This window comes from Maribacter aquimarinus (assembly GCF_047345505.1).
Lineage (GTDB): Bacteria > Bacteroidota > Bacteroidia > Flavobacteriales > Flavobacteriaceae > Maribacter.
On the sequence record NZ_JBLFEO010000004.1, the window covers coordinates 101,951 to 128,246 of the forward strand.

20 protein-coding genes are annotated in these 26,296 nt (G+C 51.3%); 13 read left to right on the forward strand and 7 right to left on the reverse strand.

Translation table 11 applies throughout. From position 1 onward, the window contains the following. Positions 1–846, reverse strand: a complete 846-nt coding sequence (panC, locus tag ACKWCC_RS04240) for a pantoate--beta-alanine ligase (protein WP_413994662.1) — start codon at positions 844–846, stop codon at positions 1–3. A 104-nt stretch (positions 847–950) separates the two neighbouring features. Between panC and ACKWCC_RS04245 the strand changes: the two genes are divergently transcribed. From ACKWCC_RS04245 to ACKWCC_RS04275, 7 genes are all read left to right on the forward strand, one after another. Beyond that, entirely contained in the window at positions 951–1,760 is an 810-nt protein-coding gene (locus ACKWCC_RS04245; protein WP_413994663.1) for a glycogen/starch synthase, read from the forward strand. A gap of 5 nt (positions 1,761–1,765) precedes the next feature. Continuing rightward, positions 1,766–3,670 carry a DUF4270 domain-containing protein gene (locus tag ACKWCC_RS04250; RefSeq protein ID WP_413994664.1) on the forward strand — a complete coding sequence of 635 codons (1,905 nt, stop codon included), beginning with the start codon at positions 1,766–1,768 and terminating at the stop codon, positions 3,668–3,670. Between the two features lie 332 nt (positions 3,671–4,002). Beyond that, positions 4,003–5,847 carry a glutamine--fructose-6-phosphate transaminase (isomerizing) gene (glmS, locus tag ACKWCC_RS04255; protein ID WP_413994665.1) on the forward strand — a complete coding sequence of 615 codons (1,845 nt, stop codon included), beginning with the start codon at positions 4,003–4,005 and terminating at the stop codon, positions 5,845–5,847. 333 nt (positions 5,848–6,180) lie between these two features. Further along, positions 6,181–8,964, forward strand: coding sequence for a TonB-dependent receptor (locus tag ACKWCC_RS04260; RefSeq protein ID WP_413994666.1), 2,784 nt, complete (start codon positions 6,181–6,183; stop codon positions 8,962–8,964). A gap of 19 nt (positions 8,965–8,983) precedes the next feature. Continuing rightward, a complete protein-coding gene (locus tag ACKWCC_RS04265) occupies positions 8,984–10,618 on the forward strand; it encodes an SGNH/GDSL hydrolase family protein (RefSeq protein WP_413994667.1) in 1,635 nt (544 codons plus the stop codon). Positions 10,619–10,784: 166 nt separating this feature from the next. Beyond that, positions 10,785–12,293, forward strand: coding sequence for a F0F1 ATP synthase subunit beta (atpD, locus tag ACKWCC_RS04270; RefSeq protein ID WP_413994668.1), 1,509 nt, complete (start codon positions 10,785–10,787; stop codon positions 12,291–12,293). A 75-nt stretch (positions 12,294–12,368) separates the two neighbouring features. Next, positions 12,369–12,647, forward strand: a complete 279-nt coding sequence (locus ACKWCC_RS04275; RefSeq protein WP_413994669.1) for a F0F1 ATP synthase subunit epsilon — start codon at positions 12,369–12,371, stop codon at positions 12,645–12,647. A gap of 186 nt (positions 12,648–12,833) precedes the next feature. Here ACKWCC_RS04275 and ACKWCC_RS04280 read toward each other — a convergent pair whose 3' ends face one another. Beyond that, positions 12,834–13,280, reverse strand: a complete 447-nt coding sequence (locus ACKWCC_RS04280; RefSeq protein WP_413994670.1) for a hypothetical protein — start codon at positions 13,278–13,280, stop codon at positions 12,834–12,836. A 196-nt stretch (positions 13,281–13,476) separates the two neighbouring features. Between ACKWCC_RS04280 and ACKWCC_RS04285 the strand changes: the two genes are divergently transcribed. Then, the gene (locus tag ACKWCC_RS04285; protein ID WP_413994671.1) at positions 13,477–17,451 is read left to right on the forward strand and encodes a PQQ-dependent sugar dehydrogenase; all 3,975 of its coding nucleotides are present in this window, start codon (positions 13,477–13,479) and stop codon (positions 17,449–17,451) included. 391 nt (positions 17,452–17,842) lie between these two features. On the opposite strand, the gene ACKWCC_RS04290 is transcribed toward ACKWCC_RS04285, so the two are convergent. From ACKWCC_RS04290 to ACKWCC_RS04305, 4 genes are all read right to left on the reverse strand, one after another. Then, positions 17,843–18,067 carry a helix-turn-helix domain-containing protein gene (locus tag ACKWCC_RS04290; RefSeq protein ID WP_413994672.1) on the reverse strand — a complete coding sequence of 75 codons (225 nt, stop codon included), beginning with the start codon at positions 18,065–18,067 and terminating at the stop codon, positions 17,843–17,845. Position 18,068: 1 nt separating this feature from the next. Next, positions 18,069–18,575: a hypothetical protein gene (locus tag ACKWCC_RS04295; RefSeq protein ID WP_413994673.1), complete on the reverse strand. Its 507-nt coding sequence runs from the start codon at positions 18,573–18,575 to the stop codon at positions 18,069–18,071. A gap of 10 nt (positions 18,576–18,585) precedes the next feature. Continuing rightward, positions 18,586–19,128, reverse strand: a complete 543-nt coding sequence (locus ACKWCC_RS04300) for a DUF2975 domain-containing protein (protein WP_413994674.1) — start codon at positions 19,126–19,128, stop codon at positions 18,586–18,588. Between the two features lie 407 nt (positions 19,129–19,535). Then, on the reverse strand, positions 19,536–19,790 hold the full coding sequence (locus ACKWCC_RS04305; protein ID WP_413994675.1) for a hypothetical protein: 255 nt from the start codon (positions 19,788–19,790) through the stop codon (positions 19,536–19,538). A 230-nt stretch (positions 19,791–20,020) separates the two neighbouring features. Between ACKWCC_RS04305 and ACKWCC_RS04310 the strand changes: the two genes are divergently transcribed. Continuing rightward, positions 20,021–20,878 carry a universal stress protein gene (locus ACKWCC_RS04310; protein WP_413994676.1) on the forward strand — a complete coding sequence of 286 codons (858 nt, stop codon included), beginning with the start codon at positions 20,021–20,023 and terminating at the stop codon, positions 20,876–20,878. Positions 20,879–21,064: 186 nt separating this feature from the next. On the opposite strand, the gene ACKWCC_RS04315 is transcribed toward ACKWCC_RS04310, so the two are convergent. Further along, complete coding sequence (locus ACKWCC_RS04315; RefSeq protein WP_413994677.1) at positions 21,065–22,864, reverse strand: M61 family metallopeptidase; 1,800 nt, start codon at positions 22,862–22,864, stop codon at positions 21,065–21,067. 195 nt (positions 22,865–23,059) lie between these two features. Here ACKWCC_RS04315 and ACKWCC_RS04320 point away from each other — a divergent pair, with 195 nt between their 5' ends. From ACKWCC_RS04320 to ACKWCC_RS04335, 4 genes are all read left to right on the forward strand, one after another. Then, on the forward strand, positions 23,060–24,181 hold the full coding sequence (locus tag ACKWCC_RS04320) for an aminotransferase class I/II-fold pyridoxal phosphate-dependent enzyme (protein ID WP_413994678.1): 1,122 nt from the start codon (positions 23,060–23,062) through the stop codon (positions 24,179–24,181). After that, the gene (locus ACKWCC_RS04325) at positions 24,181–24,576 is read left to right on the forward strand and encodes a putative signal transducing protein (protein ID WP_413994679.1); all 396 of its coding nucleotides are present in this window, start codon (positions 24,181–24,183) and stop codon (positions 24,574–24,576) included. The genes ACKWCC_RS04320 and ACKWCC_RS04325 overlap by 1 nt, the downstream gene beginning before the upstream one ends. Continuing rightward, positions 24,573–25,190: a dethiobiotin synthase gene (gene bioD / locus ACKWCC_RS04330; protein WP_413994680.1), complete on the forward strand. Its 618-nt coding sequence runs from the start codon at positions 24,573–24,575 to the stop codon at positions 25,188–25,190. Before ACKWCC_RS04325 ends, bioD begins: the two co-directional genes overlap by 4 nt. Positions 25,191–25,289: 99 nt before the next feature. Further along, positions 25,290–26,252 (forward strand): YheT family hydrolase, encoded by a 963-nt coding sequence (locus ACKWCC_RS04335; RefSeq protein WP_413994681.1) that lies wholly within the window; start codon positions 25,290–25,292, stop codon positions 26,250–26,252. The last annotated feature ends 44 nt before the right edge of the window (positions 26,253–26,296 follow it).

Below are 26,296 nucleotides of genomic sequence, written 5' to 3' on the forward strand. Positions count from 1 at the left end.
TTAATTCATGGCCATATTGTCAATGAGCCTTACATCTTCCAGGTAAACGGCCATAAAGGCCCTGTAGGCGGTACCCTTTTGTTTTTTGTTTGCTGGCGTCAAGGTGTCCACATCGGCAATTTCCAGATATTCCAGGGTAAACCGTGGGAGCGCATCAAACACCCCCTTGGCCCATTCCTTTACCTCTAGAACACTTTCCGTGCCAAATTTTTCCTTGGCAGTGGTCAAGGTTTGGTGAATGATCCCCGCCCGTTGCCGTGCCTCCGGGCTCAATCTTTCGTTTCTGGAGCTCATGGCCAAGCCATTGGCCTCCCTGACAATGGGGCAGCCCACAATGTCCACGGGGAGGTTCAGGGTCTTTGTGAGTTTTTGTACGATGCGCAATTGTTGAAAGTCTTTCTCCCCAAAATAGGCCTTTTGCGGGGCCACTAGCCGCAAGAGCATTTCCACCACGGTGCCCACCCCATTGAAATGGTCGTCCCGGAAGGCGCCTTCCATCACTTTGTCCAGGCCGTGGAAATCATAGGTCTTGGGGCTGGGGTCCTGGGTGTACATTTCTGCCACAGAAGGTGAAAAAACAAGGGCATTTGGGGCAATGGCCCTTATGAGGTCAAGATCCGCCTCCGCGGTGCGGGGGTAGTGCTGTAGGTCGGCCTGGTTGTTAAACTGGGTGGGGTTCACAAAAATGCTCACCACCGTATGGGCGTTCTCCCGTGCCGAGCGCTCAATGAGCGAGGCGTGTCCCTTGTGCAGTGCCCCCATCGTGGGCACCAGTCCAAGGCTCCCCTGGGCACGAAGTTTTACCAGTGTTTTCTGAAGTTCCCGTTTGGTTTGTACCCGCTGCATCCGGTGTTGGCATTAGCCGGCAAACTTACTATAATTAGCGCTAATCTCTTTATTTTTTGTAATTTTGCGCCTACGTTCAAGCAAAAAACAAAAATCAGCCCTTTATGAATGGTAAAAAGATATTGTTCGTATCTTCAGAATTAGTGCCTTACCTACCCGAGAACGAGGTCTCCCTAATGTCTTATGAGACTCCCAGGATGGTAAACAGCAACGGAGGGCAGATCAGGATCTTTATGCCACGCTACGGCAACATCAATGAACGTAGGCACCAATTGCACGAGGTCATACGCCTGAGCGGGATGAACCTGGTCATTGATGACATGGACATGCCCTTGATCATCAAAGTGGCCTCCATACCAAGGGAGCGCATCCAGGTGTACTTTATAGACAATGACGAGTACTTTAAGCGCAAGGCCACCTTTGCGGACAAGGAAGGCAAGCTCTTCCCTGACAATGACCAACGGGCCATTTTTTTTGCCAAGGGGGTCATGGAGACGGTGAAAAAACTGAACTGGTCACCGGACATTATACACGTGCACGGCTGGATGGCCAGCCTGCTTCCCCTGTACCTAAAAAAATATTATTCGGACGAGCCCCTTTTTGCAGATAGCAAACTGGTACTGTCCGTTTACGGGAAGCCCTTTGAAGGCTCCCTGGACAAGGACATGCTCAAAAGAATCACTTTTGACGGCATTCCCGAATCCGAGATCGCGGAGCTGGGCGATCCCACTTACAATAATTTGTTAAAGGTGGCCATAGATCATTCAGATGCCATTATTTTAGCTTCGGAAGAGATACCTGAAGCACTTACTTCCCATATTGCCAATCAAGAAAAACCAGTGTTGCCCTATGTCTCCATTCAGGAATTTGAGGAGGCCTATGCGAATTTTTATAACACGGACGTTTTAAAATAATCCGAATGAATCTTCATCTCAACTCTGGCGTGGCCCGGGCAGCGGCCCTGTTTTTGGCGATTTCCCCAATGGCTTCCTGTGAGGAGGACCTGGGCACCATTGGTGGCAGCGTTGTGGGCTCAGAGCCCTTTGTCACGGGCAAGGAGGTCTTTGATGTGTTTGCCTACAATAAAAACGTGGAGGCCGTGCGCACCAACAAACTCCCGGTGTACCAGTTGGGCACCTTTAACGATCCCGTTTACGGAAAGACGGAGGCCTTCGTTACCTCGCAGCTTACCCTGGGCAGCCCCAGGCCCACCTTTGGCCTGTTGTCCCAGGCAAGGGAAGATGAAAATGTTGCGGACGATCTGGTCACCACCATAGACGAGAACGAAACCGTCACCGAAGTGTTCCTGTACATACCCTACCTGACCAAGGAGGGCAATAGGGACACCGACCAGGATGGGGTGGACGATATTTTTGACGATGCCCCGGAAGACCCTGAGAACGACAGTGACAATGATGGGGTGCCCAACAGGAACGAAACGGCCGGAAATACCGATCCCTTGGATGCCAACAGCGTGGATGCCAATGGAGACGGCATCAATGACACGGACGACACCCCCATTTTCCCCAACACCTTTGCCAAACGGGTGGAGCTGGACAGTGTCTATTACAACAACCGGGTCTATGAGGATTTTAGTGGGGAAGAAATCTCCTTTAACCTAAAGGTGGAGCGATCCACGTTCTTTTTGCGCGATTTTGACCCGAGCGCCAACTTCCAGGAGGCACAGGCCTTTTATTCCTCCATGGAGTTTTCGCCCGCTTTTACCACCGATGTTCTGTTCGATGGCCCCCATACCTTCAGTGATATGGAGATCCTGCTGCCCCAGGAAGATGATGAAAGCACGCAGAATGTGGATGAATCCCAATCCTTCCAAAAACTGGCGCCCGGCATCCGTATTCCCCTGGACACCGAGTTCTTCCAAGACAACTTATTGGACAAGGAAGGCAGTTCGGAGCTGTTGAGCCAGGCCAATTTCAACAACTTTTTGCGTGGGCTGCACCTCTCCCTTGATGCCGGGTCCGGCAATGATTTTCTAATGCTCTTTGATCTTAACGCGGCCAACATCACCGTAAGTTACACCTACAACAGGTACAACAACAACGGCACTGCGGACGATTTGACGGATGACACCGTGGATGAGATCCCCCGAGACTACCAGTTGCGCTTTTTGGTGCGCAACCCCCAGACCAGGGCGGTTACCGGAAATGCCGTGAACACCTTTGGCAACCAGGCCTATCCAGCCGATATTGCCAATGCGCTGGACAACGGTGAGAACGCCTCCAGAATCTACCTCAAGGGCGGTGCCGGAACCGTGGCCAAGATCAATTTGTTTGAGCCCGTGGACGGCGGGCAGGACCTTATCAACGAAATAAAGAACAACAATTGGATCGTTAACGAGGCCCACCTGATCTTTTATGTGGACCAGAACACCCTTAATGGCCAGACCGTGGAACCGCCAAGGCTCCACCTTTACAATGCCGATACCGGTGCCCCGCTCATTAACCCGTCCAAAGAACAGAACAACACCGAAGCACCGGCACTTTTTGGGTCGTTTTTGGGCTATGACGGCATTATTGAAAAAACAGCGGGCAGGGGGGTAAAATATACGGTGCGCATCACGGACCACATCAACAACATCATTGTGCGGGATTCTTCCAATGCCGTGCTTGGCCTTACCTTGCTCGCCGATGTGGCTGGCTTGAACACCGCCGAGGCCATTCTTGCCCAGGAAAAAGCCAATGTGCCCGTCTCCGCAACCTATACGCCATTGGGCACGGTGCTCTTTGGCCCCAATGTACCGCCTTCCGATCCGGATCATGACAAGAGGCTGCAATTGGAAATTTTTTACACGGAAATAGATTAGTAGTGCCAAAAAAAAGCTGAAATAACGCAGCAGACAAGCGTGCAATTTCGCTAAACCGAACATTGACAGCCAGCTTTGGGGCCAATGAAGGGCTTTGGGGCCGATCAATGGGCCCTGCCCCCACGGCACATCAACCCATACAGCACGTCTGGTGCGCTCCCCCTCTTTGATTATGAACGGATTAAGATAAAAATGGGCGCCTTGGCATACCACTTTAAAGAATTTAGACGTTTTACATCTAAATAATGGTGGGCACAACCCAGGAGCACCTTATTTTTGCGGCATCAAACAATCAAGCAAACAAGTAACAATCATCACCAAACAATAAAGATATGTGTGGAATAGTAGGATACATTGGCCACCGGGAAGCCTTTCCCGTGATCATCAAGGGGCTTCAACGACTGGAGTACAGGGGCTACGACAGTGCTGGCATTGCCCTTTATGACGGTACCCAGATCAATATGGCCAAGACCAAGGGCAAGGTGGAGGACCTTAAGAAAAAGAGTGCCAAAATTTCCCAGGCCGGCCATTTGGGCATTGGCCACACCCGCTGGGCCACCCACGGGGAGCCCAACGATGTAAACTCCCACCCCCACTATTCCAACTCTGGAGAGTTGGTGATCATCCATAACGGCATCATAGAGAACTACGAGGCCATTAAGCAAGAATTGGGCACCAGGGGCTATGTGTTCCATTCCGATACGGACACCGAGGTGCTGGTGAACCTTATTGAGGAAGTTAAAAAAACAGAAGGGGTAAAACTGGGCAAAGCCGTACAGATCGCCCTGAACCAAGTGGTGGGCGCCTATGCCATTGCGGTGTTCGACATTAAAAAACCAGACGAGATCGTGGTGGCCAAACTGGGCAGTCCCTTGGCCATTGGCATTGGCGATAACGAGTTCTTCATAGCCTCGGATGCGTCTCCCTTCATAGAGTTTACCAATAATGCCGTTTATCTGGAGGATGAGGAAATGGCCATAGTGCGCCTGGGCAAGGAGATCAAGCTCAGAAAGATAAAGGATGATGCGGTGGCCTATCCCCGCATTTTGGAACTGCAGATGAATTTGGAAGAAATTGAGAAGGGCGGCTACGAGCACTTCATGCTCAAGGAGATCTACGAGCAGCCACGGGCCATCCAGGACACCTATCGCGGTCGGCTGTTGGCAGACCAAGGCTTGATCCGTATGGCGGGGATTGACCAAAATCTGGAAAAGTTCATCAACGCCAACAGGATCATCATTGTGGCCTGTGGCACTTCTTGGCATGCCGGTTTGGTGGCCGAGTACATCTTTGAGGACCTGGCACGCATTCCCGTGGAGGTGGAGTATGCATCGGAGTTTAGATACAGAAACCCCGTCATTACGGATAAAGATGTGATGATTGCCATTTCGCAGTCCGGTGAAACCGCAGACACCTTGGCCGCCATTAAACTGGCCAAGGAAAAGGGCGCGTTTGTCTTTGGGGTCTGCAACGTGGTGGGCTCCTCCATAGCGCGCGAGAGCCATGCCGGTGCCTATACCCATGCCGGTCCCGAGATCGGTGTGGCCTCCACCAAGGCCTTTACCACCCAGATCACCGTGCTTACCCTTATGGCCTTGAAATTGGCCAAGGAAAAGGGGGCGTTCTCTCAGTCCAGGTTCCACGAGTACCTTACCGAGTTGGAGACCATTCCCAGCAAGGTGGAAAAGGCCCTGGAGAGCAACCCCCTGATCGAGATCATTTCAGATGTGTACAAAGATTCGCCCAACTGTCTCTACTTGGGCAGGGGCTACAATTTTCCCGTTGCCCTGGAGGGCGCATTGAAATTGAAGGAAATAAGTTATATCCATGCCGAAGGCTACCCGGCGGCGGAGATGAAGCACGGCCCCATTGCCCTGATCGATGAGCAAATGCCCGTGTTTGTCATTGCCACCAAAAAGGGCCACTACGAAAAAGTGGTGAGCAACATCCAGGAGATCAAGTCCAGAAAGGGCAAGATCATTGCCATTGTCACGGAAGGGGATGAACAGGTACGGGAATTGGCGGACCACGTCATTGAGGTGCCCGAGACCTTTGAGAGCTTTACGCCATTGCTCACCACCATTCCGTTGCAACTGTTGTCCTACCACATTGCCGTGATGCGCAACTGTAACGTGGACCAGCCCAGGAACTTGGCCAAATCCGTAACGGTGGAATAGTCCCAAGAACCTTTTTGCAGAAGGTTGCACCAAGCATTGAACATGGCCCGGACGCGCACGCTTCCGGGCCTTTCTGCATCCAATGCCCAGGTTGGGCTGGGCCGGCTGCCGTTGTGGCAAAGGCCATGGTGCATTCGCTTTGGCACATCCTTATTTTTGAGGGCATTGGATCATCAAAAAAATATTATGCACGCATAATTTCCCGGTATTTCTTATTTTCAGTTTAAAATAATCATTATCTTCGATGTTAATACGGTCTTAAAAACAGCTTGTAGGGCCAGAGAAAACCTTTTAACTTCATAGAAACCCCGAACTAAACTAACGCAACAACGAATGAGAACAGTACTTCTTTTAACATTGATGTTGATGGGCTCCCTTGGGCACGCCCAAACCACCATCAACGGAACCGTCATGGACGAAAACAATGTTCCAATTCCCGCCGCCAACATTGTGGTGGTGGGCACCACCGTGGGCACGGTGACCGATTTTGACGGGAACTTTGCCCTGAACACTTCGGAAACGCCCCCCTTTGAGCTCCGGATCACCAGTTTGGGATACACCGAGGAAGTGGTGCCCGTGACCCAGAACAACCAGACCATCAATGTGATCCTAAGGGAGGCACAGACCTTTTTGGACGAGGTGGTCATCTCCGCTTCCCGTACCCCGGAGCGTATTTTTGAATCGCCCGTAACGGTAGAGCGCATGGGCCTCGAAGCGATCAGAAATACCGCTTCGGCCGATTTCTACGGGGGTCTGGAGAACCTCAAGGGTGTGGACATCAATACCAACAGTTTAACTTTTAAATCGGTCAACACCCGTGGTTTTGCCACCTTTGCCAATACGCGCTTCATGCAGTTGGTGGATGGGATGGACAACAGTACCCCCGCACTGAACTTCCCCATTGGGAACTTGGCCGGACTCGTTGAGCCCGATGTGCTCAGCGTGGAACTGCTGCCCGGTGCGGCCTCTGCCCTGTACGGGGCCAACGCCTTTAACGGCATCCTGTTCATGCGCAGCAAGAGCCCGTTCGACTATACCGGGATCAGTGCCTCGGTAAAGCGCGGCTTTACCTCCCAAGAGGCGGCCGGGAACAATGCATACACCGATGTAGGCATTCGCGCAGCACATAAATTCAGTGACAAATTTGCCATAAAGTGGAACTTTGGGTACCTGGACGGCACCGATTGGGCCGCCACCAGTGAGGTGGACCGTTTCATGCCCGGTAGAACACGGGACGCCCTCAATTACGATGGCATCAACGTTTATGGGGATGAGGTTTCAACGGACATCAAGGATGTGGCCCTTACCTTGGAAGGCCTGGGCATCCTTCCGGCCGGGGCCAATGCCCTGGTGCCCTCGGTGCAAGTGAGCAGAACGGGGTACAACGAACGGGATCTAACGGATTATACCGCACAGAGCATCAAAACGGATTGGGGCTTGTTCTATCGCCCCATAGAGGGCAATAGCCTGGAACTTTCCTATGTGGGGAAAGTGGGCACGGGAAACACCATTTACCAAGGTACCAACCGCTATAACATTGCCAATTTCTTTCAAGAGCAACATAAATTTGAAATCAGGAACGATAATTTCTTTGTCCGCGGCTATATGGTGGGCGATAAGGCCGGGGATTCCTATGACATGGTCTTTACCGGGATCAACATCAACCGTTCGTGGAAGGATGACAATACCTGGTTTGGCGAATATACGGGCACTTTTGTACAGGCCACCTTGGCCGGTGCCACCCAAGAGCAGGCACATGCCGCGGCCCGGGCCCAAGCGGAGACAGGAAGGCTGTTGCCCGGAACGGCCGGTTTTCAGGAGGCCTTTGACCGGGTGATTCGCGATCCGGACCTTTCCCGTGGCTCCCAGTTCAGGGACGCCTCCAAGTACTACCATGCGGATGCCAACTACAATTTTGGACACCTGTGGGATTGGGCCGAGGTGCAGGTGGGCGGTTCCTTTAGGCAGTTTAGGTTGAATTCCTTTGGCACCATTTACACGGATACGGACGGGCCCATTGAATACAATGAATTTGGTCTGTACACCCAGATGCAAAAAAACATTGAGTTGGCCGGAGACCAGAGCCTGAAGCTCACAGGGTCCTTGCGCTACGATAAAAATCAGTTTTTCGATGGCTTTTTCTCACCCAGATTTTCAGCAGGCTATACCCTGAACAGAAACCACAACATCAGGGCCTCCGTACAGACAGGCTTCCGAAACCCCACCACCCAGGACCTCTTCATTGGCCTAGATGCCGGTAGGGCCATTTTGGTGGGCGCGGCACCGGACAATTTGGACCGGTACTCCAGGGAATACGAGGTGAGCCGTGGCGGCCAATTGTTGGGGCAACCGGCCAATCTTACCCAAACGGGCAGGGCCGCCTATGAAAATTCCTTCTCCGCGAACTCCGTACAGCGCTTTGCCGCCAGTGGCAATGTTGCGGACATTGAAATTGGCAGCCCCGATGTGGTGCAGCCCGAGCAGGTCACTTCCGTAGAGGTGGGGTACCGGGGCAAGGTAGATAAACTGGTCATTGACTTTAGCACCTATTACAACCAGTATCGGGACTTCCTGTCTCCAGAGAACGTCATTGCCCCCTTGTACGGCACGGTGGGAGACAACTCCCTTTCTTTGGCGGCCTTGGCCAATAGTGATTTTGTCACCTACCAGGCCTACACCAATTCCGATGCCGACATTGCCTCCTACGGTGCTTCCCTGGGCCTCAGTGCCAAGGTGTTGGGCGGTTTTGACCTGAGCGGTAGCTATACCTTTACCCGTTTGGATTTTGATCGCGCCGCCAACCCCGATTTTCAGGTGCAGTTCAATACCCCCGAGCATCAGTTCAAGGCCTCCTTTGGCCACACGGAACTGTTCAAGAACTTCGGGTTCAACGTGAATTACCGGTTCAGTGACGACTATTATTGGGAAGCCACTTTTGGCAACGGGCTCATCCCCGAGTTCCATGTGGTGGACGCACAGATCAACTATGCGGTGCCCAAGATAAAATCGGTCTTTAAGATCGGGGCCAACAACCTCTTGGGCGATGAGTACTTCACCGCATTTGGAACGGGCTTTGTCGGTTCCATTTACTACGCCTCCTGGATCATCAACAACTAACGGAAAACACTCAATTACCATGAAAAGATTTAAATATATAGCGCTGGCCGCAGTGCCCTTTTTCTTTGCCGCTTGCAACGATCCCGAAGATGTGGACCTGAACCCCATTATGGAGGCGGCGCCCTTACCGGAACTGAGCGCCGGATCGGCAGATTTCTCCAATTATGTGGCCGTGGGCAACTCCCTTACCGCAGGGTTTACCGATGGATCGCTCTTCAGGGCGAGCCAGAATTTCTCCTTGCCCAACCTTCTTTCCCAGAAATTTGCCCTGGCGGGCGGCGGTAGTTTTGCCCAGCCGCTCACCAGTGACAATTTTGGTGGCCTGGCATTGAATGGGACACGCATTCAAGACCCTAGATTGGTCTTTGGAGGGGCCGGCCCGGTGGGCTTGGAAACCGTTATCGGTGAGGTTACCGTAGGGACAGACATTGTACTGAACAACCCCACGGGCCCTTTCAACAACATGGGCGTGCCCGGGGCCAAGAGCTTCCATTTGCTGGCGCCCGGTTATGGCAATGTGGGCAACGTGGCCTTGGGGCTGGCCAATCCCTTCTTTGTGAGGATGACCGGGAGCACCCCGGATGCCAGCGTCATTGAACTGGCCCTGGCCCAGCAGCCCTCCTTCTTTTCCCTGTGGATCGGCAACAATGACGTACTGGGCTATGCCACCACCGGTGGCGATGGCACCAACCCCATCACTCCCGTTAGCGGAGCGCCCGGGGTGGGCTTTGATGGCACCTATGGTGCTTTGGTGGCCCTGCTTACCGAAGGGGGCCGCCAAGGTGTGGTGGCCAACATCCCAGATGTTACGAGCATTCCCCACTTTACCACCGTACCGCACAACCCTTTGGATCCCACAGATGAGGCCTTTGGGCCCCAAATCCCCACGCTGAACGGCATCTTTGGCCAGCTAAACCAGGTGTTTGCCTTTTTGCAGGTTCCCGAGCGGGCCATTGAATTCTCCACTACGGAGGCGAGTGAGGTCATTATCAGGGATGAGACCCTGCCCGACCTTGCCGCGCAGATCACCGGGGTGCTGCTGGCCAGCCCCACCTTTCCTGCCTTTGTGCAGTCCTTTGGCCTGCCGGCACAAGCGGCGCCCTTGGTGGCCGGGCTTTTGGGAACCACCTACGGACAGGCGCGTGAGGCCACGGAGGACGATCTTTTTGTACTGACCAGTGCCTCCGTCATTGGCACGCCCAACATGGACGTGGTGGCCGGGCTGGTGGCCCAGGGGTTGCCCCAGGCACTGGCCGGGCAGTTTGCCGTGGAAGGCATTACCCTGCCCCTGGAAGACAAATGGGTGTTGCTTCCCTCGGAGCAGGAAGAAATTGCCACCGCCACGGCGGCCTTTAACCAGATCATTGCCAGTGTGGCCAGTAGCGCCGGACTTGCCTTTGTGGATGCCAACGCCCTGTTGAACCAACTGGCGGCGGGAGGCATTACCAGCGGAGACTACACCCTTACGGCCAACTTGGTCACCGGAGGTGGTTTCTCCCTGGATGGCATACATCCCACCGCCAGGGGATACGCCCTGATCGCCAATGAGTTCATGAAGGCCATTGACGCCACCTATGGCTCTAATTTTGAAGCCAGCGGCAATCTTTTGGATGTGGGCGATTTCCCCACCAATTTTTCGCCCGCCTTACCGTAAACCCCTTGAAATAAGCACGGAAAAGCGCCTTTTTTGGGCGCTTTTTGCGTTGGTCAAAAAAGCAGGGGAAACTATTTCCGGTTAAAATGGAAAGGCCTATCTTTGCAGCCGGAAAATACGGCCTTTTCCACGGCCAATTCAACATAAAATAAAAATAGCTTAGGCAATGGCAAAAGTAACAGGTAAGGTTTCGCAAATCATTGGTCCCGTGGTGGATGTGGCGTTTGATTCAGGTTCGGAAATCCCAAAAATCTATGATTCGTTGGAGATCGCACGGGAAGATGGTTCCAAATTGGTGTTGGAGGTGCAGTCGCACGTGGGTGAAAACACCGTGCGCACCATTTCCATGGATTCCACCGATGGATTGAGCCGCGGCACCGACGTAGTGGCCACCGGAGCGGCCATACAGATGCCCATAGGGGACGATGTGTACGGACGCCTGTTCAACGTGATCGGTGACGCCATTGACGGATTGGGCGATCTGCCCAAGGCGGGCAAGGACGGCCTTCCCATTCACCGTGAGGCACCCGCTTTCGAAGACCTGACCACCACTACCGAAGTGCTGTTTACCGGAATCAAGGTCATTGACCTTATTGAGCCCTATGCCAAGGGAGGTAAAATTGGCCTCTTTGGCGGTGCCGGGGTGGGCAAGACCGTACTGATCCAAGAATTGATCAACAACATTGCCAAAGGCCATGGCGGGCTCTCCGTGTTCGCCGGGGTAGGGGAACGCACCAGGGAAGGAAACGACCTGCTTCGCGAGATGCTGGAGTCTGGCATCATTAAATATGGGGACGACTTTATGCACTCCATGGAAGAGGGCGGTTGGGACCTTGCCAAAGTGGACAAAAAAATGATGAAGGAGTCCAAGGCCACCTTTGTCTTTGGGCAGATGAACGAACCTCCCGGGGCACGTGCCCGTGTGGCCCTGTCCGGACTCACCATTGCGGAGTATTTCCGTGACGGTGCCGGCGAGGGACAGGGCAAGGACGTACTCTTCTTTGTGGACAACATTTTCCGCTTTACCCAAGCGGGATCGGAAGTGTCCGCCCTATTGGGCCGTATGCCCTCTGCGGTGGGATACCAGCCCACACTGGCCACCGAAATGGGGGCAATGCAAGAACGCATTACCTCTACCAAAAGAGGTTCCATTACCTCGGTACAGGCGGTGTACGTGCCCGCGGATGACTTAACGGATCCGGCACCGGCCACCACCTTTGCCCACCTGGATGCCACTACCGTACTTTCCCGTAAAATTGCCGAGTTGGGAATTTATCCCGCCGTGGATCCCCTGGACTCCACCTCCCGTATCCTTACGCCCGAGATTTTGGGCAATGAGCACTATGACTGTGCCCAGCGGGTAAAAGAGCTGTTGCAACGCTACAAGGAATTGCAGGACATCATCGCCATCTTGGGGATGGAAGAACTGTCCGAAGAAGATAAACTGGCCGTGGGCCGTGCACGACGGGTGCAGCGCTTCCTGTCGCAGCCCTTCCACGTGGCAGAGCAGTTCACGGGAATCCCCGGGGTTCTGGTAGATATCAAGGAAACCATTAAAGGCTTTAACATGATCATGGATGGTGAGTTAGATCACCTCCCTGAATCTGCTTTCAACCTAAAAGGAACCATTGAAGAGGCCATTGAGGCCGGAGAGAAAATGCTGGCCGAAGCCTAAATTTTAGTACAAGGTGCAAAGTAATGGGCAGTAAGCACTTTTTACTTTCTACCGCGTACGCAATACCTTAAAAATATGTATTTAGAAATTGTATCCCCGGAAGCTACCTTGTTCTCAGGTGAGGTCATATCCGTTACCGTGCCCGGCGTGAATGGGGAATTTCAGATGCTCAAGGACCACGAGCCCATTGTATCGCTTTTGCAAAAAGGACAGGTAAAGTTGGAAGGAACCGTTTCCATTGCAAAAGAGCACAAAGACAAATTCACCGTGGATGCCGCCGGCAGAACCCTTTTGTCCATTGGCAGCGGTACCCTTGAAATGAAGAACAACCGGGCCATTGTCCTGGCAGATTGAGAAATTTTCACAAATAGAAACTACTTACCTCGGCCCTCTGGCCGAGGTTTTTTGGTTAAGACCGGTTCTCTTTTGGAAATCAGCCAAGGAAATTGACCTTTTTTTTGCCTTCGACAAAGAAAAAATAAGGCACCCCAGTTTGGTTTAGGTTCAATTGAAAAATGGTATTGTCTCCCTGACCATTCCCTATTCCATATTTTCAGGTTTTTGCCCCGCCAATACGGGGAGAGAGCATTTTTTGGAAAAACAAGGCGGTACTGTCAAAGAGCTTGGGTTTTCATCCAAGACTATTGTTCTTTTCATTGGCACCGCCAAAGGGTTTGATACTCCGAGGCTTGCTTCGAAATTAAAATTCAGTTTCTTGTGAATGCCTCGTGGGCTTGCACCGAGGTAGTTTACTTTTAATACGACCCTTAAACGGCTAAATGGGGCATTAAAACGATGTTTTTGTGCGTTGGAACGAAAGAAGCACTTTATTGTCATATTATTCATCACTAGCCAAACCATGAAAAAGAAAATACCCGCAAGAAAGCGGCGTTTCATACGAAACGCGCTATTGCTTTCAATGCTCCCTTTGTTTCTTGCCTTTACCTTTTTAAAGCCTTTTTTTGGTGACCCCGGCGTTACCTCCATTGCCCCGATGGGTGCTTATTTAAATGGCACCTTTCCAGATAACCTCAATACCAGTTGGACTTGGGCGGAACAAAGTGCCACGGATATGGAGAACGTGATTTCCGCCAGGAGAATTCCAAGATCCAATAACATGGCCTTCTTGGACTGGAGGGGCAGATTGTATTCCTATGATTTTAATGTGGATGGCAGAACTACCTTGATCGGGGATTTAACCTCAATGGTGTCTCAGAACAATAATAGGTTTGGTTTTAAAGGCTTTGCTTTTCATCCGGACTATGGTTTGGCAGGATCACCGAACAGTCGTTATGTGTATATGACCTATTTGCCAAATGGAAGGGACAAGCTTTTAAGTCGGTTCACGGTTTCTGCGTCTGGTACGATCGATCTTAATACCGAACAGGTACTGATAAGGCAAAGGGTTCCGGCAGGCTCCTATCATTCTTATGGTGAGTTGGCTTTTGGCTTGGACGGGTTCTTATATATCACATCGGGTGATGGGAGTGGCGGAAATTCCGCACCCTATCCTGAAGGTTATGATATCAATACCATCATGAACCTTACCCAAGAAATAGACAATAACCTGTTGGGTGGTATTTTAAGGATAGACGTGGACAGGGATCCAACAAGAAGTCACCCTCCGGTAAAGCGCCTGCCCCAAGTGTTTCCGAGTGAAACCTCTGGTAATGGATATTGGATTCCCAATGACAACCCCTGGTTAGACCCCAATGGTTCAATAATGGAAGAATATTATAGCCTCGGGGTGCGGAACCCTTGGAAGCTGACCATAGATCCCTTAACGGGAACGCCTTGGTTCGCAGATGTGGGGCCATCTAACGGTGAGGAGATCAATAGGGTCTCCAATGGAGATAATTTTGGTTGGCCCTATAGGGTCGGGGCCACCGGAGAGATTGCCTGGGACAACCGTAGCCCAACCGCACCAGAACCCAACCCTTATCGTGGAAACCTGACAGAGCCTGTTTTCTCCCCGGAGCGGAGTTTGGCACGTTCAATAATTGTTGGCCCAGTATATAGAGGAGATAAATGGCCTGAGCTGTACGGTAAGATATTGGCCGCTGATGCATCAACAGTTAATGTTTGGATGATTGATTTCGATGAAGGTACGGGCCAGGTTACGGTTGAGGATTTCCCTGCAAGGCCAACCCGGACCTTTACTTATTTTGAAACACCATCAGGAGATATTATGTTGATAGGACAAAACGGGGTGCTTTATGCCCTTAACAAAACCGAAGGTGAAACCTCCGAAATACCAGCGTTATTGTCCCAAACAGGTGCATTTTCCAACATGACAACCTTGTCCACAGTCGCAGGAATTCTCCCTTACACGGTAAATACACCTTTATGGTCGGACGATGCCGAAAAATTAAGGTGGATCGCATTGCCTTCCGATGGAAATTTCAATGCGGCCCGCGAACAAATCATATTTTCAGAGGAAAATCCTTGGGAATTTCCAGAGGGCACGGTCTTCATTAAGCATTTTGAGCTGGCACTTGATAAAAACAGACCTGACAATGTACGCCGTATAGAAACTAGGTTTACCATTGTGGGTGATCAAGGAAATGTTTACGGGGTAACCTATCAATGGAGGCCAAATGGTCTTGAGGCAGATTTGGTCGCTTTTGAAGGTGCAACCGAAGATTTTGTGGTTACCGGTATAGGTGGTGAGCAATACAACCAGACTTGGACCTATCCAAGCCAAAACGATTGTTTAAACTGCCATAATCCCAATGCGGGCCAAGCCTTGGGCGTAAATACCCAGCAGTTGAACCGAAATTACTTTTATGCGGCCACTGGTGTCACGGACAACCAATTGAACACTTGGAATTTCCTAAATCTGTTTAACCGAGATATCGGGGATCCCAACGATTATTACCATAATGTTCCCTTGGACGACCCCTTGGCCACCAACGAATTTAAAGTGCGCTCCTACTTGGATGCCAATTGCGCTTATTGCCACATGAACAATGGGGTGGAGGCTGTTTTTGATGCTCGTTTAAGCGTTGCGTTAAGGGAGCAAAACCTTTTGAATACGGCACCGACCAGCAGTGTATCCAGACTGGCAAATGTGGTGGCCCCCGGAAATATTGCGGGGTCGGAACTTTGGGCCAGGGATGTCTCTACGGGTAGTGATGCCATGCCGCCATTGGGCAGGAGCTTCGTGGACCAAGAGTATATTGCGGCCTTGGAAGCTTGGATAGTAGGTCTTCAAGAAGACAACAATGTCATAGGGGAAGTGGGCAGTGTTTCTTTGGACCACAATTGGCAGCGCGTAAACTTTAATGGCAGCTATAGCGATCCAATCATAATCGCCGGAGGTTTAACCATGAACGGAAGTCAGACTGCCATGGTCCGCGTAAGGAATGTTACCCCCACTGGATGCGAAATACAAGTAGATGAATGGGATTGTCAGGATGGCGTTCATTTTCAGGAATTAGTTTCCTATTTGGTGGTTGAGCGTGGTGTGCACACCTTGCAGGGAGACCTTAAGATAGTGGCCGGGAAGAGCATGTTGTCCAATGAAGCCAATGATGTGAATATGGGCAGCGAATTTAGCGAAAGCCCGCTGCTCTTTGGACAAATCCAAACGATGGACAGCGAGCGAGCCGCGCGCTTGGAATTTCAAAATGTATCGACCAACTCGTTTACGGCCAGATTAAGGACTACGTCCAACACGCTTGCGTTAGAGGAAGAAGTAGGTTGGTTGGCAATGGAAGAGGGCCAATCTGGCGTAGGCCTCCCTTATGAATTTAAACGTGTACAAAATTCTTTGGCAACAGAGTTCAATAGCCTTACGTTTGATCAAAAATACGGTAATGAAACAGTTTTTATTGGGCAGACAAATGGAATGACCGGTGGCGATATCATTAATTTGAGATACCAGAAACTGAACTCCGGTGCCGTAGAGGTTCTGATCCAGGAAGAGGTATGCAGCGATGCGGAAATTATTCATTATTTTACAGGAGAAGTGTTGGAATACATGACCTTTGGGCGCGAAGGTTTTTTGAACGCCGTAAGCTCGGATACCGATCCGGGAACGGAAGACGGCAGACAGCTCATAGTACAATCGGGTACTGTTGAAATAGAACAGCAAGACAGGGAAGATTGGGTAACGGTTACTTTTCCCACCCCCATGGAGAACCCGGTTGTGGTCATGGGGCCGGTATCCTTTAATGGACCCGATCCGGTCACCACTAGGGTAAGGGCCATAACAACCTTAGGTTTTGATGTTAGGATAGAGGAATGGTCTTACTTGGATGGGGCTCATTTTCCTGAACGTATTTCGTGGATGGCCGTAGAAGAGGGAGCCCATAGATTGGAAGATGGCACCCTGATAGAGGCAGGCTTTGGTTCGGTTGATCACACCGATGAAGAGATCTTGTTTGATGTTCCTTTTAATGACGGGGTTCCTTTGGTGTTTGCCCAAGTTTCATCATTAAGGGATCCAACCCCCGTTTCAACCAGGATCAAATCAAAATCTGAAGCGAGTTTCACCATGGCTTTGGAGGAAGAGGAGGCACAAGATGATATCCATGCTGTTGAAAGGATATCTTGGGTAGCCTTTTCCAATGATCCCACCAACCGTTGGCAGGGCGGAGAGTTGGTCAATGCCGTGAACCATACCACGACCACCATAAATTTTGATAGAACTGAAAATGGTAGGTTCTTCGCAGCTATTCAAAGTTACATTGGGCCGGATGTAGCAACTGTGAGGTTACGGTCTCTGGATGCTGTAAGCGCCGATATTTTCCTCGAAGAAGAACAATCGGCCGATGCGGAAATACAACATTTTAGGGAAAATCTAGCTTGGCTGTTACTGGAAGATGATCTTTACACCGAACAGGATCGGTTAAATGCCACAAGTTTGAGACTTTCATTTGAAGAGGTTGCAGAGTTGGAAGAGGATTTTTTGGTGTATCCCAATCCGTTGCCAATGGGCGCACTGCTTACCATTGAACTTAGCTCACTACAGGCTGGGGTAACCACCTTACAGTTGTTTGATATCACCGGAGTCCAGGCCAGGGCATACAACCAAGATATTGTGGCCGGTAACAATGTACTGAGAATTTCAGTAGCTGGGCTGGTTCCTGGAATCTATGTGCTGCAGACAGAAGTGAATGGTACCATGAGAAGCGCCAAGCTCGTTATTCAGTGATTTCAGTGTTTTGGCCAACGGCTTCGGGACATGGCATCTTGCTCAAGTACCGTTTGGCAATAGGCCTTCCCTGAAACCATTTTAGGCTTTGCAAAATAGGGATATGTTGCCAACAGTGTACGGTATGGGCCCTGCCCTGCCAAATGGTAATACCATTTCCCCATTGAAAATAAACCAAGAAATGGTTTCTTTTTACGCCCTACTTCAAAATAAAAATAAGCCGTAGCCGGGCCAGGCCTGATTTTTCTTTTTCGCAGGCCAAAAAAAATAATTCAATTCCTTTGGCAGAATTTCAAAAGAGAACTGGTATTATGCCCTGTTTTTCATGGCCACTGCCCAAAGAAAAAATTCAATTTCCCTAACTGCTTTTCAAAAAGAGAATGGGCAAAACCTATTTTTTATGGCCGTCCCCGGCAGCGGTATAGACCAAAATATCCCCCGGCTGGCACCGCAGTTCCCTACAGATGGCAGAGAGGGTGGAAAACCGGACCGCCTTGGCCTTGCCCGACTTTAAAATGGACAGGTTGGCCTCGGTGAGACCAATGGCCTGCGCCAGTTCCTTGCTCTTCATGTTGCGGTCTGCCAAGACCTTGTCCAAATGGATAGTGATGCCCATACTAAATGGTTAGGTCGTTTTCTTGTTGTACCTGCATCCCTTTTTTACAGATGTGCGTCAAAAAGAATCCCATGGCGCCAAAAAGCAAGGTCAAGATCAAGTTGTGCGCGTTGGCAAAATGGCCCCGCTGCATAATGCCAAAGGTAACAACAAGATAGAGGACAGGGCCAAGGATACCCATAAGAACGGTAAACTGTTGTAGGCTTTTTACGAAGCGTGGCGTAAAGATGGGCGAGACCCTCAAGGCATTGAAAATGGAGGCCAGCGAAAGCGCCGTGGCCGCCAGAAAGAGCAGGGTAAGGCAAACGGTGAGCATGGTTTTTACATGATAAGCACCTTCAATGGCACTGCCAAAAAAGGGAATGGCATAACGCCCACCTTCCACACTATGGTTATGGGTGAGAAAAGAGATGCCCACATAGGCGAAGAGCAACAGCAGCACCATCCCGATGGTCTTTGTGATGTAATGGAGAATTTCCGATAGCGATTTTGGGCCAAATAGGGTCATAGGTTTCGTTTTAAATGGTTAGGTCGTTTTCTTTTTTAAGGCGATGGCCGTCTTCAGCCAGCTCCGCCAGGACAAAAAAGAGCAGGCCAAGGATAATGGTCGTGGTTTGTTTTGATAAACCCCTACCGACGGTATATCCGAGATGATAAGACATACTTTGTACTTTACCTTCATATACTATGCTTTCTGGATAATTGGGGTCTGTCCAATCAGACATCAGAACAAAACAGAATGATAACAAGGCGAATACGAGAAGTGCCTTTCCGAACTTCTTGAACCTTTTGATGTTTGAAGGAGAAAAGAGACCGTTTTTCTCCGCCTCTTGGGCCGTTCGTAAAACACCGACCAAAATGAGCACAAGATAAAAATGAAGCCCAACTTCAATCATGGGAAGAACAAAGGCATCCATATTGGATAGTTCCTCAGTTCTTGTTTGGGCGGTATTCAACCATAATGATGAAACGATCTTCTTTAAGTTGAAAATTATTTTAAATGTCGGTACAATCAATAAAAAAAAAGTTGCGATTCTTAGGTAATGGGCAGATTTATTCATAAAATTATTGATAAACAATAATAAAATTGATAAAAACCAAATAACACCCCAATTGTAACCCACCCTGATCGATCTTTTAAAAACCATTGGCCAGTGGCTGTGCCCGTATTCTTAAAATAGCCCATGCCTTTTTTATGTTTTAAGCGGGAGGCCACCTTTATCTTGTCGCCGTCTAAAATGCACTTTAGAGCAGTCCTTTTTTTTGGGGGAGTGATGGATGTGTTGAGGGATAGCGGTAATATCTGCACCAAAACAGTGCATTTCATCGAAAAAATGGTTGATTTCAACGATGCAAACTTTCGGTGACGTATTTTTAAGTCCATAATCTTAATACCACTTTTTCGTTTATGGGCACTCATCGTAAGAATGTATGGTTTACATTCCCCCTTCTACTTCTCGCGATCACATCAACTTCCTGCCAAAAAGACCATGATCTGGTTGCCGGCTATGTGACCCAAGCGGAGGTTCCCTTGTTGCGGTCCGGCGGGGAACAGTCCGGAAATGCTGACCAACATCCCCTTAAAGACCATGATGTTCCCGGCAATAATGCCCGGCGCTCCGCTGCCAAATAGTTTTGGCTTTCCATCGGTGGTGGGCACGCTTAGGGAGTCATCCTTTATTTTTTTTATGTTGGTTGCATTGCGTTTTTTGGGGCGTAGCACCGCCTAGGGAATGGTTTCTCGTTTCCGCCCAATGCCCCAATGACTGCATATCCCGTCACCTTCCTTTAATTCCCAGTTTTTTACTACTTTTAAGGGAGTTGCCAATATCCTGCCATATCATTGCCTTGTCATGCGCAAGTGGTGCTTTTGTTTTTGCGGGATGTAGTGTGACTTGAATCATGGCATGATTGCTGCGAATGGACTAATTTTACCAAAAAGACCTACAGGTTATGATGAACAAGAAGATTTTGATGCCCACGGACTTCTCAGACAATTCACTGAAGGCCATTGAATACGCGCTTAACCTATATGAAAAGGTTCCGTGTACCTTCTATTTATTGCACATGTATACCGTGGACCCCTTCTCCATGCAGAGTTCGGCCTATATCATTCCCGAGCGTGGCCAAGGCACCCATGATGTGGCCAAGGAAAAGGCACGCGCAAAGTTTGATGGTTTTCTAGAGCGGGTAAAGGCCATGTCCAAGAATCCGGACCATGTCTTTAAGACAAAAATTGTTTACAAGAAATTGTTGGAGGCCGTACGGGATGCGGTGGCCAAATACGATATTGGGATGGTGGTCATGGGCACCAAGGGAAAGACGGGCTCGGAAACCGTTATTTTTGGCACCAATGCCCTGATGATCATGGAGGGCATTACCGAGTGCCCCGTGATGGCCATACCGCATACCGCAGAAATCAAGGTGCCCAAGGAAATTGTGTTCCCAACCGATTTGTTGGGCCCCTTTAAAAGTAGGGAACTCCGTTATCTGGTCCGTGTGGCGGAACTCCACCGGGCCAACATTTGCATCCTTCACATTAAAAAATCTGACAAGTACAACCAGAAACAGCTGGAGGGCCGGGAACTGCTGGAATCCATTTTGGGCAACGTGGACCACAGCTTCCACGAGCTCAAGGGCATTAAGGTGCAGGCGGGCATCAACGCCTTTATTGAGAGCAGGAACAGTGACATGGTGGCCTTCATTAACCAGAAGACCCATTTTTTCAGCAACCTTTTCAGAAAGCCCTTGGTACAGCAGCTCAGCTACCACAGCAATGTGCCCGTTCTGGTGCTCAAGGACCGCAATTGAGCCCTGGCGGGGCATAAAAGCTTGGGGCCCCGGTTTTAGCGGAAGGTGCCCCCGGCCAAACAAACGTCTCCGCAACCCTGATCGCCCAAGCCCGTGGGACTTACCCTGGGGACACCTCCACCATGTAAATCTGTTGTCCCAGCACAAGATGACCTCAAAATCTTGAGAAAACCGATGGTTTCGCCATTAAGGGGCGCTGCTGCCCAGCCAAGCCGCCCTGCGTTTCAATTGTTCCCGACTGGGAGCTGTTTCCGTTTGCTCCATCAGGCCAATTTCGTAAGCCGGATCGGCCGTTAAAACCACCTTGGTCCCTTGTTCCTTGCCGTGCCGTACAAACCTGATGTCCAAGGCATCACCCATGGCAAAGGTGCCCATAAAATCGGCAAAGGACCCCGTGTTAGGGAACGAGCTGCCGTTAACAGTGAGCAGCTGGTCTCCACGGGTAAGTCCGGCCTTGTAGGCGGGGCCACCCATTTTTGGGTAGCCCTTGATCACGGCTTTCCCTTCCCCGTCCATCTGTGCATTTGCCCCAAAATAGGCGTCCTGTTCGGGCTGGGCCAAAAATAGGCCCACGCTCTGGAACAAGTCCGCATAAGGGGGCATACCGCTTTGGTGAACATAGTTTTCAAAGAAATGGGCCGCAAGGGCCGCGCCGGCGTAGGCCTCCAACTTTTCCTGCAGTTGGTTCAGGGTGTAGGGCGTCTCGTTACGGCCGTAGGCTTCCCATAGCAATTTCATATATCCGTCCAAGGTCAACTGTTCCCGTCTCAGCGCAAGGTCCAGGGCAAGCCCCAGCATGCTGCCGTAGGAATAGTAGCTAATAAAGGTGTTTCCCCGGTTCACGGGATCCACTGAGGTGGCCGCGTCCACAAAAGGGGCTTGGTGGCTCATTTCAACCGGCGAAAAAAACTGGCGGCCCGGGGAGTTCCAGACGTAGTTGAAGGTACGGTTAAGGCCTTGGACATATTCGGCCGGGGCGATCAGGCCCGCGCGGCACAGGATAAGGTTGGTGTAATAGCTGGTAAAGCCCTCGGCGAACCATAGGGCACCGCTCATATTGGCCTTGCTGAAATCAAAGGGCTCCAAAGATTTGGGGCGAAGACGCTCCACGTTCCACGCGTGGAAGAATTCGTGGCTCACCGTGCCAATATTGCGCTCCATGCCGCCCTGGGCCAGGGATCGGGTACTGGTAAGGATGGTGGAGTTTCGGTGTTCCATCCCGTCTCCAGAGGCGTGGGGCAGGTAACAGGCCAAGAAGGTATAGCTGCCATAATCGAACTTGGGCAGTTCCCCGTACACCTCTTTTTGGGCCAGCACCACTTTTTTTACCTTTTCAAAATAGGTGTCCAACTCCGCCTCTGTGCCGTGGTGGTGCAGCGCCAGACGTATTTTTTGTCCGTCCAGGGTAAATTCCCTCAGGCCAAAATCACTGATCTCCGTGGGGCTGTCCATAAAATAGGCCAAATTGGGTGCCGTGTAGGTGCTGCCCGACAGCAGGGGCAACTGGGTGGCCACTTTCCAATTCAGATCTTCCCGGAGGGCAAAGGTGATCTCGATCGGCCTATCCTTTAAGCTTGGGGCATACATGAAGGTAGCGGGAATGTTCAGGTGGGCATGGCTTTCATCTATCTGGGAGTAGGTCCCGTCCGCACGATCGGCAAAAAGGGTGTAGGCGATGTTCACCTCGCCATTATGGCCATAGATGAACCAAGAATAAGGGTCTTTTCTAAAGATGGGCAAAGGTGCGCCCTGGGCATCCGTGGCCTTAAAACGGTACACGTTCTTTGCGAATTCATGCAGGGCATAGCGGCCCGGCGAGGAACGTGGCATCCTTACCTCCAGGGTGTCCTGGTCCAGGGCGCCGAACCGCAGTGTTATTTGGGCCTCGTGGTGCACGGCATTTTCAAAGGAGATGTGGTAACGGTTGGTCTGGCCAAGGACCAAAATGGGCAAGGCGAGCCATAGGGGCATGAGAAAGCGCAGCATACGGTACGGGTTTGTTGGCTAAGATACCAAAAGCGGCCCAAATGGGAAACACAGGTAGCTTTTGGTGGTTTAAAAAACAAATTGATGCCAAAGCAGGGGGAAGGGTATTTTTTCCATCGGATACCGTTTCATTGCAAGCGGCAATGGATTACCTTTGGGAGCATGCAGGCGTTACCCGAAAGATTACAGAAAAAAATGGAAGCACGCGAGGCCTCCCTGGGATCAAGGACCTTGGGGAACACTTCCGGGCTGGTCGATTTCTCGTCCAACGATTATCTGGGCTTTGCCCGGAATGAAACCTTGTTCAGCAAAACGTTTCAGCTATTGCTCAGTGCCAACATTGCCCATAACGGTGCCACCGGCTCCAGACTGGTCTCCGGAAACCACCCCTTGTATGCGGATCTGGAACTGTTGTTGGCCCAATTTCACAGGGCCGAATCTGCCCTGGTGTTCAACTCCGGTTACGATGCCAACATAGGGTTCTTTGGCGCGGTGCCGCAGCGTAACGATGTGGTGCTCCATGATGCGCACGTGCACGCCAGTATCCGTGATGGGATGGCCATGGGCAGGGCCAAATGTGTAAAGTTTGAACACAATGACCTGTTGGACCTGCAAAAAAAGCACGCAGGGCTCAAAGACGCCCTACATGGGGACAGTACGGTCTATGTGGTAACCGAAGCGGTCTTCTCCATGGATGGGGATACGCCCGATCTTGCCGCCTTGGCCGCTTTCTGCAAGGACACGGGGGCGCTCTTGGTGGTGGATGAGGCCCATGCCGTGGGCGTTTTGGGCCAGAGGGGCGAGGGTTTGGTGCCCTCCCTTGGTCTGGAAGATGAGGTCTTTGCCCGTACGGTCACTTTTGGCAAGGCCTTGGGGGCCCACGGTGCCGCCGTACTGGGAAGTAAGGCCCTGGTGCAGTATCTGGTCAATTTTGCCCGAAGCTTCATTTACACCACGGCCCTGGCCCCGCATACCTTGGCCACCATTTTGGCGGCCTACCAACATTTGCAGGCCGAAGGGGCCAAGGAAATGTTCTGCCTGCGCGAAAACATGGACTTTTTTGAGCAAAAGATGGCCGCCGAAAAATTGACCCATCACTTTGTGGGGAGCTCCAGCGCCATACGGGCCTGCTTGGTGCCCGGGAACGCCAAAGTGCTCAAGCTGTCCGGCATGCTCAGGGACCAGGGCTTTGATGTTAAGGCCATGCGGGCACCCACCGTGCCCGAGGGCTCCGAACGGCTCAGGTTCTGCCTGCACAGCACCAATGGCAAAGAGGAGATCGGTCTGGTACTGCAACTACTCTCTAAATTCTTGTGATGGACCCAAAAGAAACCTTTGTGCAATTGGCGGCCTTTGAGTATGTCGCAGACGTACAGGCCATAAAGGGAAGGCTGGAGGCCGAGGGCATCCCCGTGTTTCTCCGCGACGAGAATATCCTGAACTCCGATCCGCTCATTAGCCACGCCATAGGTGGGGTAAAGCTCCTGGTGCATGCCAAAGACAGGGAGCGCGCCCAGGAAATCTACGATGAGATACGGGCCTACGCGCAAGATCACCTTGGCCACCCCATTGTCTGTCCCAACTGCAAGGCCACCAAATCTGAGGTGTACTACAGCCGCAAGGGGATTTTTTATAAACTTTTCCCATTTTTTGAGAAAAGAAAACATAAGTGTTTAAATTGTGGCATAATCACGAAACCAGGACACCCATGAAACGTATTTTTGTCACCGGAATCTCCACCGAGGTGGGCAAGACCATAGCCGCCGCCATTATCACGGAAGCCCTCCAGGCCGATTACTGGAAGCCCATACAGTCCGGCGATCTTGATGACACGGACAGTGACAAAGTTTCCAGGCTCATTGGCAACGACAGCACCAAAATACACCCCAGCAGCTATGCCCTGAAAACACCGATGAGTCCGCATGCGGCGGCAGCCCTGGACAAGGTGAACATTGACCGGTTTCACATCAAGGAACCAAAGACGGACAACCACTTGGTCATAGAGGGTGCCGGTGGCATTTTGGTGCCCTTGAACGAGGAGGATACCATTGTGGACATCATCTTGCCCAATTACAAGGTGGTTGTGGTCTCTAGGCATTACCTGGGAAGCATCAACCATACCTTGCTCACGGTCTTCTGGCTGCAACAAAAGGGCTATGATGTCTCCCTGCTTTTCAGTGGCGATGAGCACCCCACCACGGAATCCATCATCCTACAAAAAACCGCTGCGCCCTGTTTGGGACGCATCAACGAGGAAAAGGAATTTAACCAGGATGTTGTAAAATCCTATGCCACCCTCTTTGCGCCCGCCCTGGAGGCACTTTGAGCCCATCTTCTTGGATTTTATGACAGTACCGCATTTTTGTGGCGTGGTCCAATTTTGAATTGTTGACAGAAGAAAAGCCATAACCGTTACCTTTGGCAAATGCCCCTAGTGCCCCATACTTACAGACCTCCCCTTTTGTACCGAAATGGACATCTGAGCACCATGTACGCCGGTTTGCTCCGCCGGGTGCCAGGGGTGGTGCAGCAAAGGGAGCGCATTGATCTCCCAGACGGGGATTTTTTGGATTTGGACTGGAGCCATGCGGCCGCCCCCACCGATCGTGCCGTGGTGCTGTTGCACGGGCTGGAGGGCAATGCGCAGCGGGCCTATATGTTGGGGGCCGCCAAAGCCCTCAATGGGGCAGGGTATGATGTGTGTGCGGTAAATTTCAGGGGGTGCAGCGGAACGCCCAACAACAAGTACCGCTCTTACCATTCCGGGGCCACGGAAGATCTAAAAGAGGTGATCACGGCACTGTGCGCCAAGCGCGGATATGAACATCTGTTTCTGAAGGGCTTTAGTTTGGGAGGCAATCTCATCTTAAAATATTTGGGCGAGGGGAACACGGTCCCGGAACAGCTAAGGGGTGCCGTGGCCGTCTCGGTGCCCTGCCAATTGGCGGAATCCCTCGCCGCCCTGCTCACGCCACAGAATGCCCTGTACGCCCTGCGCTTTAAAAAGAACCTCCTGGCCAAATTGCGCCAAAAACAGAAGATGTTTCCCGGCACCCTTTCCGATGCGGACATTGATCGGGTGGCGACCTTAAAGGATTTTGATGATGTATATACCAGTAGGGCCCACGGTTTCAAGGATGCCATGGACTACTACGCCCGTTGCAGTGCTCTACAGTTTTTGCCAAACCTGAAATTGCCCGCACTGGTCATCAACGCCAAGAACGACTCTTTTCTTGGTGATGCCTGCTACCCTGTGGACGTGGCCCGGGAACACGAGCACTTGCACTTGGAGATGCCGGAACACGGCGGGCACGTGGGCTTTTATGGGCCAAATGGCAAAACGTATTCCGAGCATAGGGCGGTGGAATTCTTCAATTCCCTGTTGTAATTGGCAATGGGGACCACGCTGGGTGCACGGGGCATTGTGGTTGC

Bases quoted from the DNA above. Each gene is read 5' to 3' on its own strand.
- panC (WP_413994662.1), bottom strand. From the start codon at position 846: ATGCAGCGGGTACAAACCAAACGGGAACTTCAGAAAACACTGGTAAAA.
- ACKWCC_RS04245 (WP_413994663.1), top strand. From the start codon at position 951: ATGAATGGTAAAAAGATATTGTTCGTATCTTCAGAATTAGTGCCTTAC.
- ACKWCC_RS04250 (WP_413994664.1), top strand. From the start codon at position 1,766: ATGAATCTTCATCTCAACTCTGGCGTGGCCCGGGCAGCGGCCCTGTTT.
- glmS (WP_413994665.1), top strand. From the start codon at position 4,003: ATGTGTGGAATAGTAGGATACATTGGCCACCGGGAAGCCTTTCCCGTG.
- ACKWCC_RS04260 (WP_413994666.1), top strand. From the start codon at position 6,181: ATGAGAACAGTACTTCTTTTAACATTGATGTTGATGGGCTCCCTTGGG.
- ACKWCC_RS04265 (WP_413994667.1), top strand. From the start codon at position 8,984: ATGAAAAGATTTAAATATATAGCGCTGGCCGCAGTGCCCTTTTTCTTT.
- atpD (WP_413994668.1), top strand. From the start codon at position 10,785: ATGGCAAAAGTAACAGGTAAGGTTTCGCAAATCATTGGTCCCGTGGTG.
- ACKWCC_RS04275 (WP_413994669.1), top strand. From the start codon at position 12,369: ATGTATTTAGAAATTGTATCCCCGGAAGCTACCTTGTTCTCAGGTGAG.
- ACKWCC_RS04280 (WP_413994670.1), bottom strand. From the start codon at position 13,280: ATGGAGGTAACGCCGGGGTCACCAAAAAAAGGCTTTAAAAAGGTAAAG.
- ACKWCC_RS04290 (WP_413994672.1), bottom strand. From the start codon at position 18,067: ATGGGCATCACTATCCATTTGGACAAGGTCTTGGCAGACCGCAACATG.
- ACKWCC_RS04295 (WP_413994673.1), bottom strand. From the start codon at position 18,575: ATGACCCTATTTGGCCCAAAATCGCTATCGGAAATTCTCCATTACATC.
- ACKWCC_RS04300 (WP_413994674.1), bottom strand. From the start codon at position 19,128: ATGAATAAATCTGCCCATTACCTAAGAATCGCAACTTTTTTTTTATTG.
- ACKWCC_RS04310 (WP_413994676.1), top strand. From the start codon at position 20,021: ATGATGAACAAGAAGATTTTGATGCCCACGGACTTCTCAGACAATTCA.
- ACKWCC_RS04315 (WP_413994677.1), bottom strand. From the start codon at position 22,864: ATGCTGCGCTTTCTCATGCCCCTATGGCTCGCCTTGCCCATTTTGGTC.
- ACKWCC_RS04320 (WP_413994678.1), top strand. From the start codon at position 23,060: ATGGAAGCACGCGAGGCCTCCCTGGGATCAAGGACCTTGGGGAACACT.
- ACKWCC_RS04325 (WP_413994679.1), top strand. From the start codon at position 24,181: ATGGACCCAAAAGAAACCTTTGTGCAATTGGCGGCCTTTGAGTATGTC.
- bioD (WP_413994680.1), top strand. From the start codon at position 24,573: ATGAAACGTATTTTTGTCACCGGAATCTCCACCGAGGTGGGCAAGACC.
- ACKWCC_RS04335 (WP_413994681.1), top strand. From the start codon at position 25,290: ATGCCCCTAGTGCCCCATACTTACAGACCTCCCCTTTTGTACCGAAAT.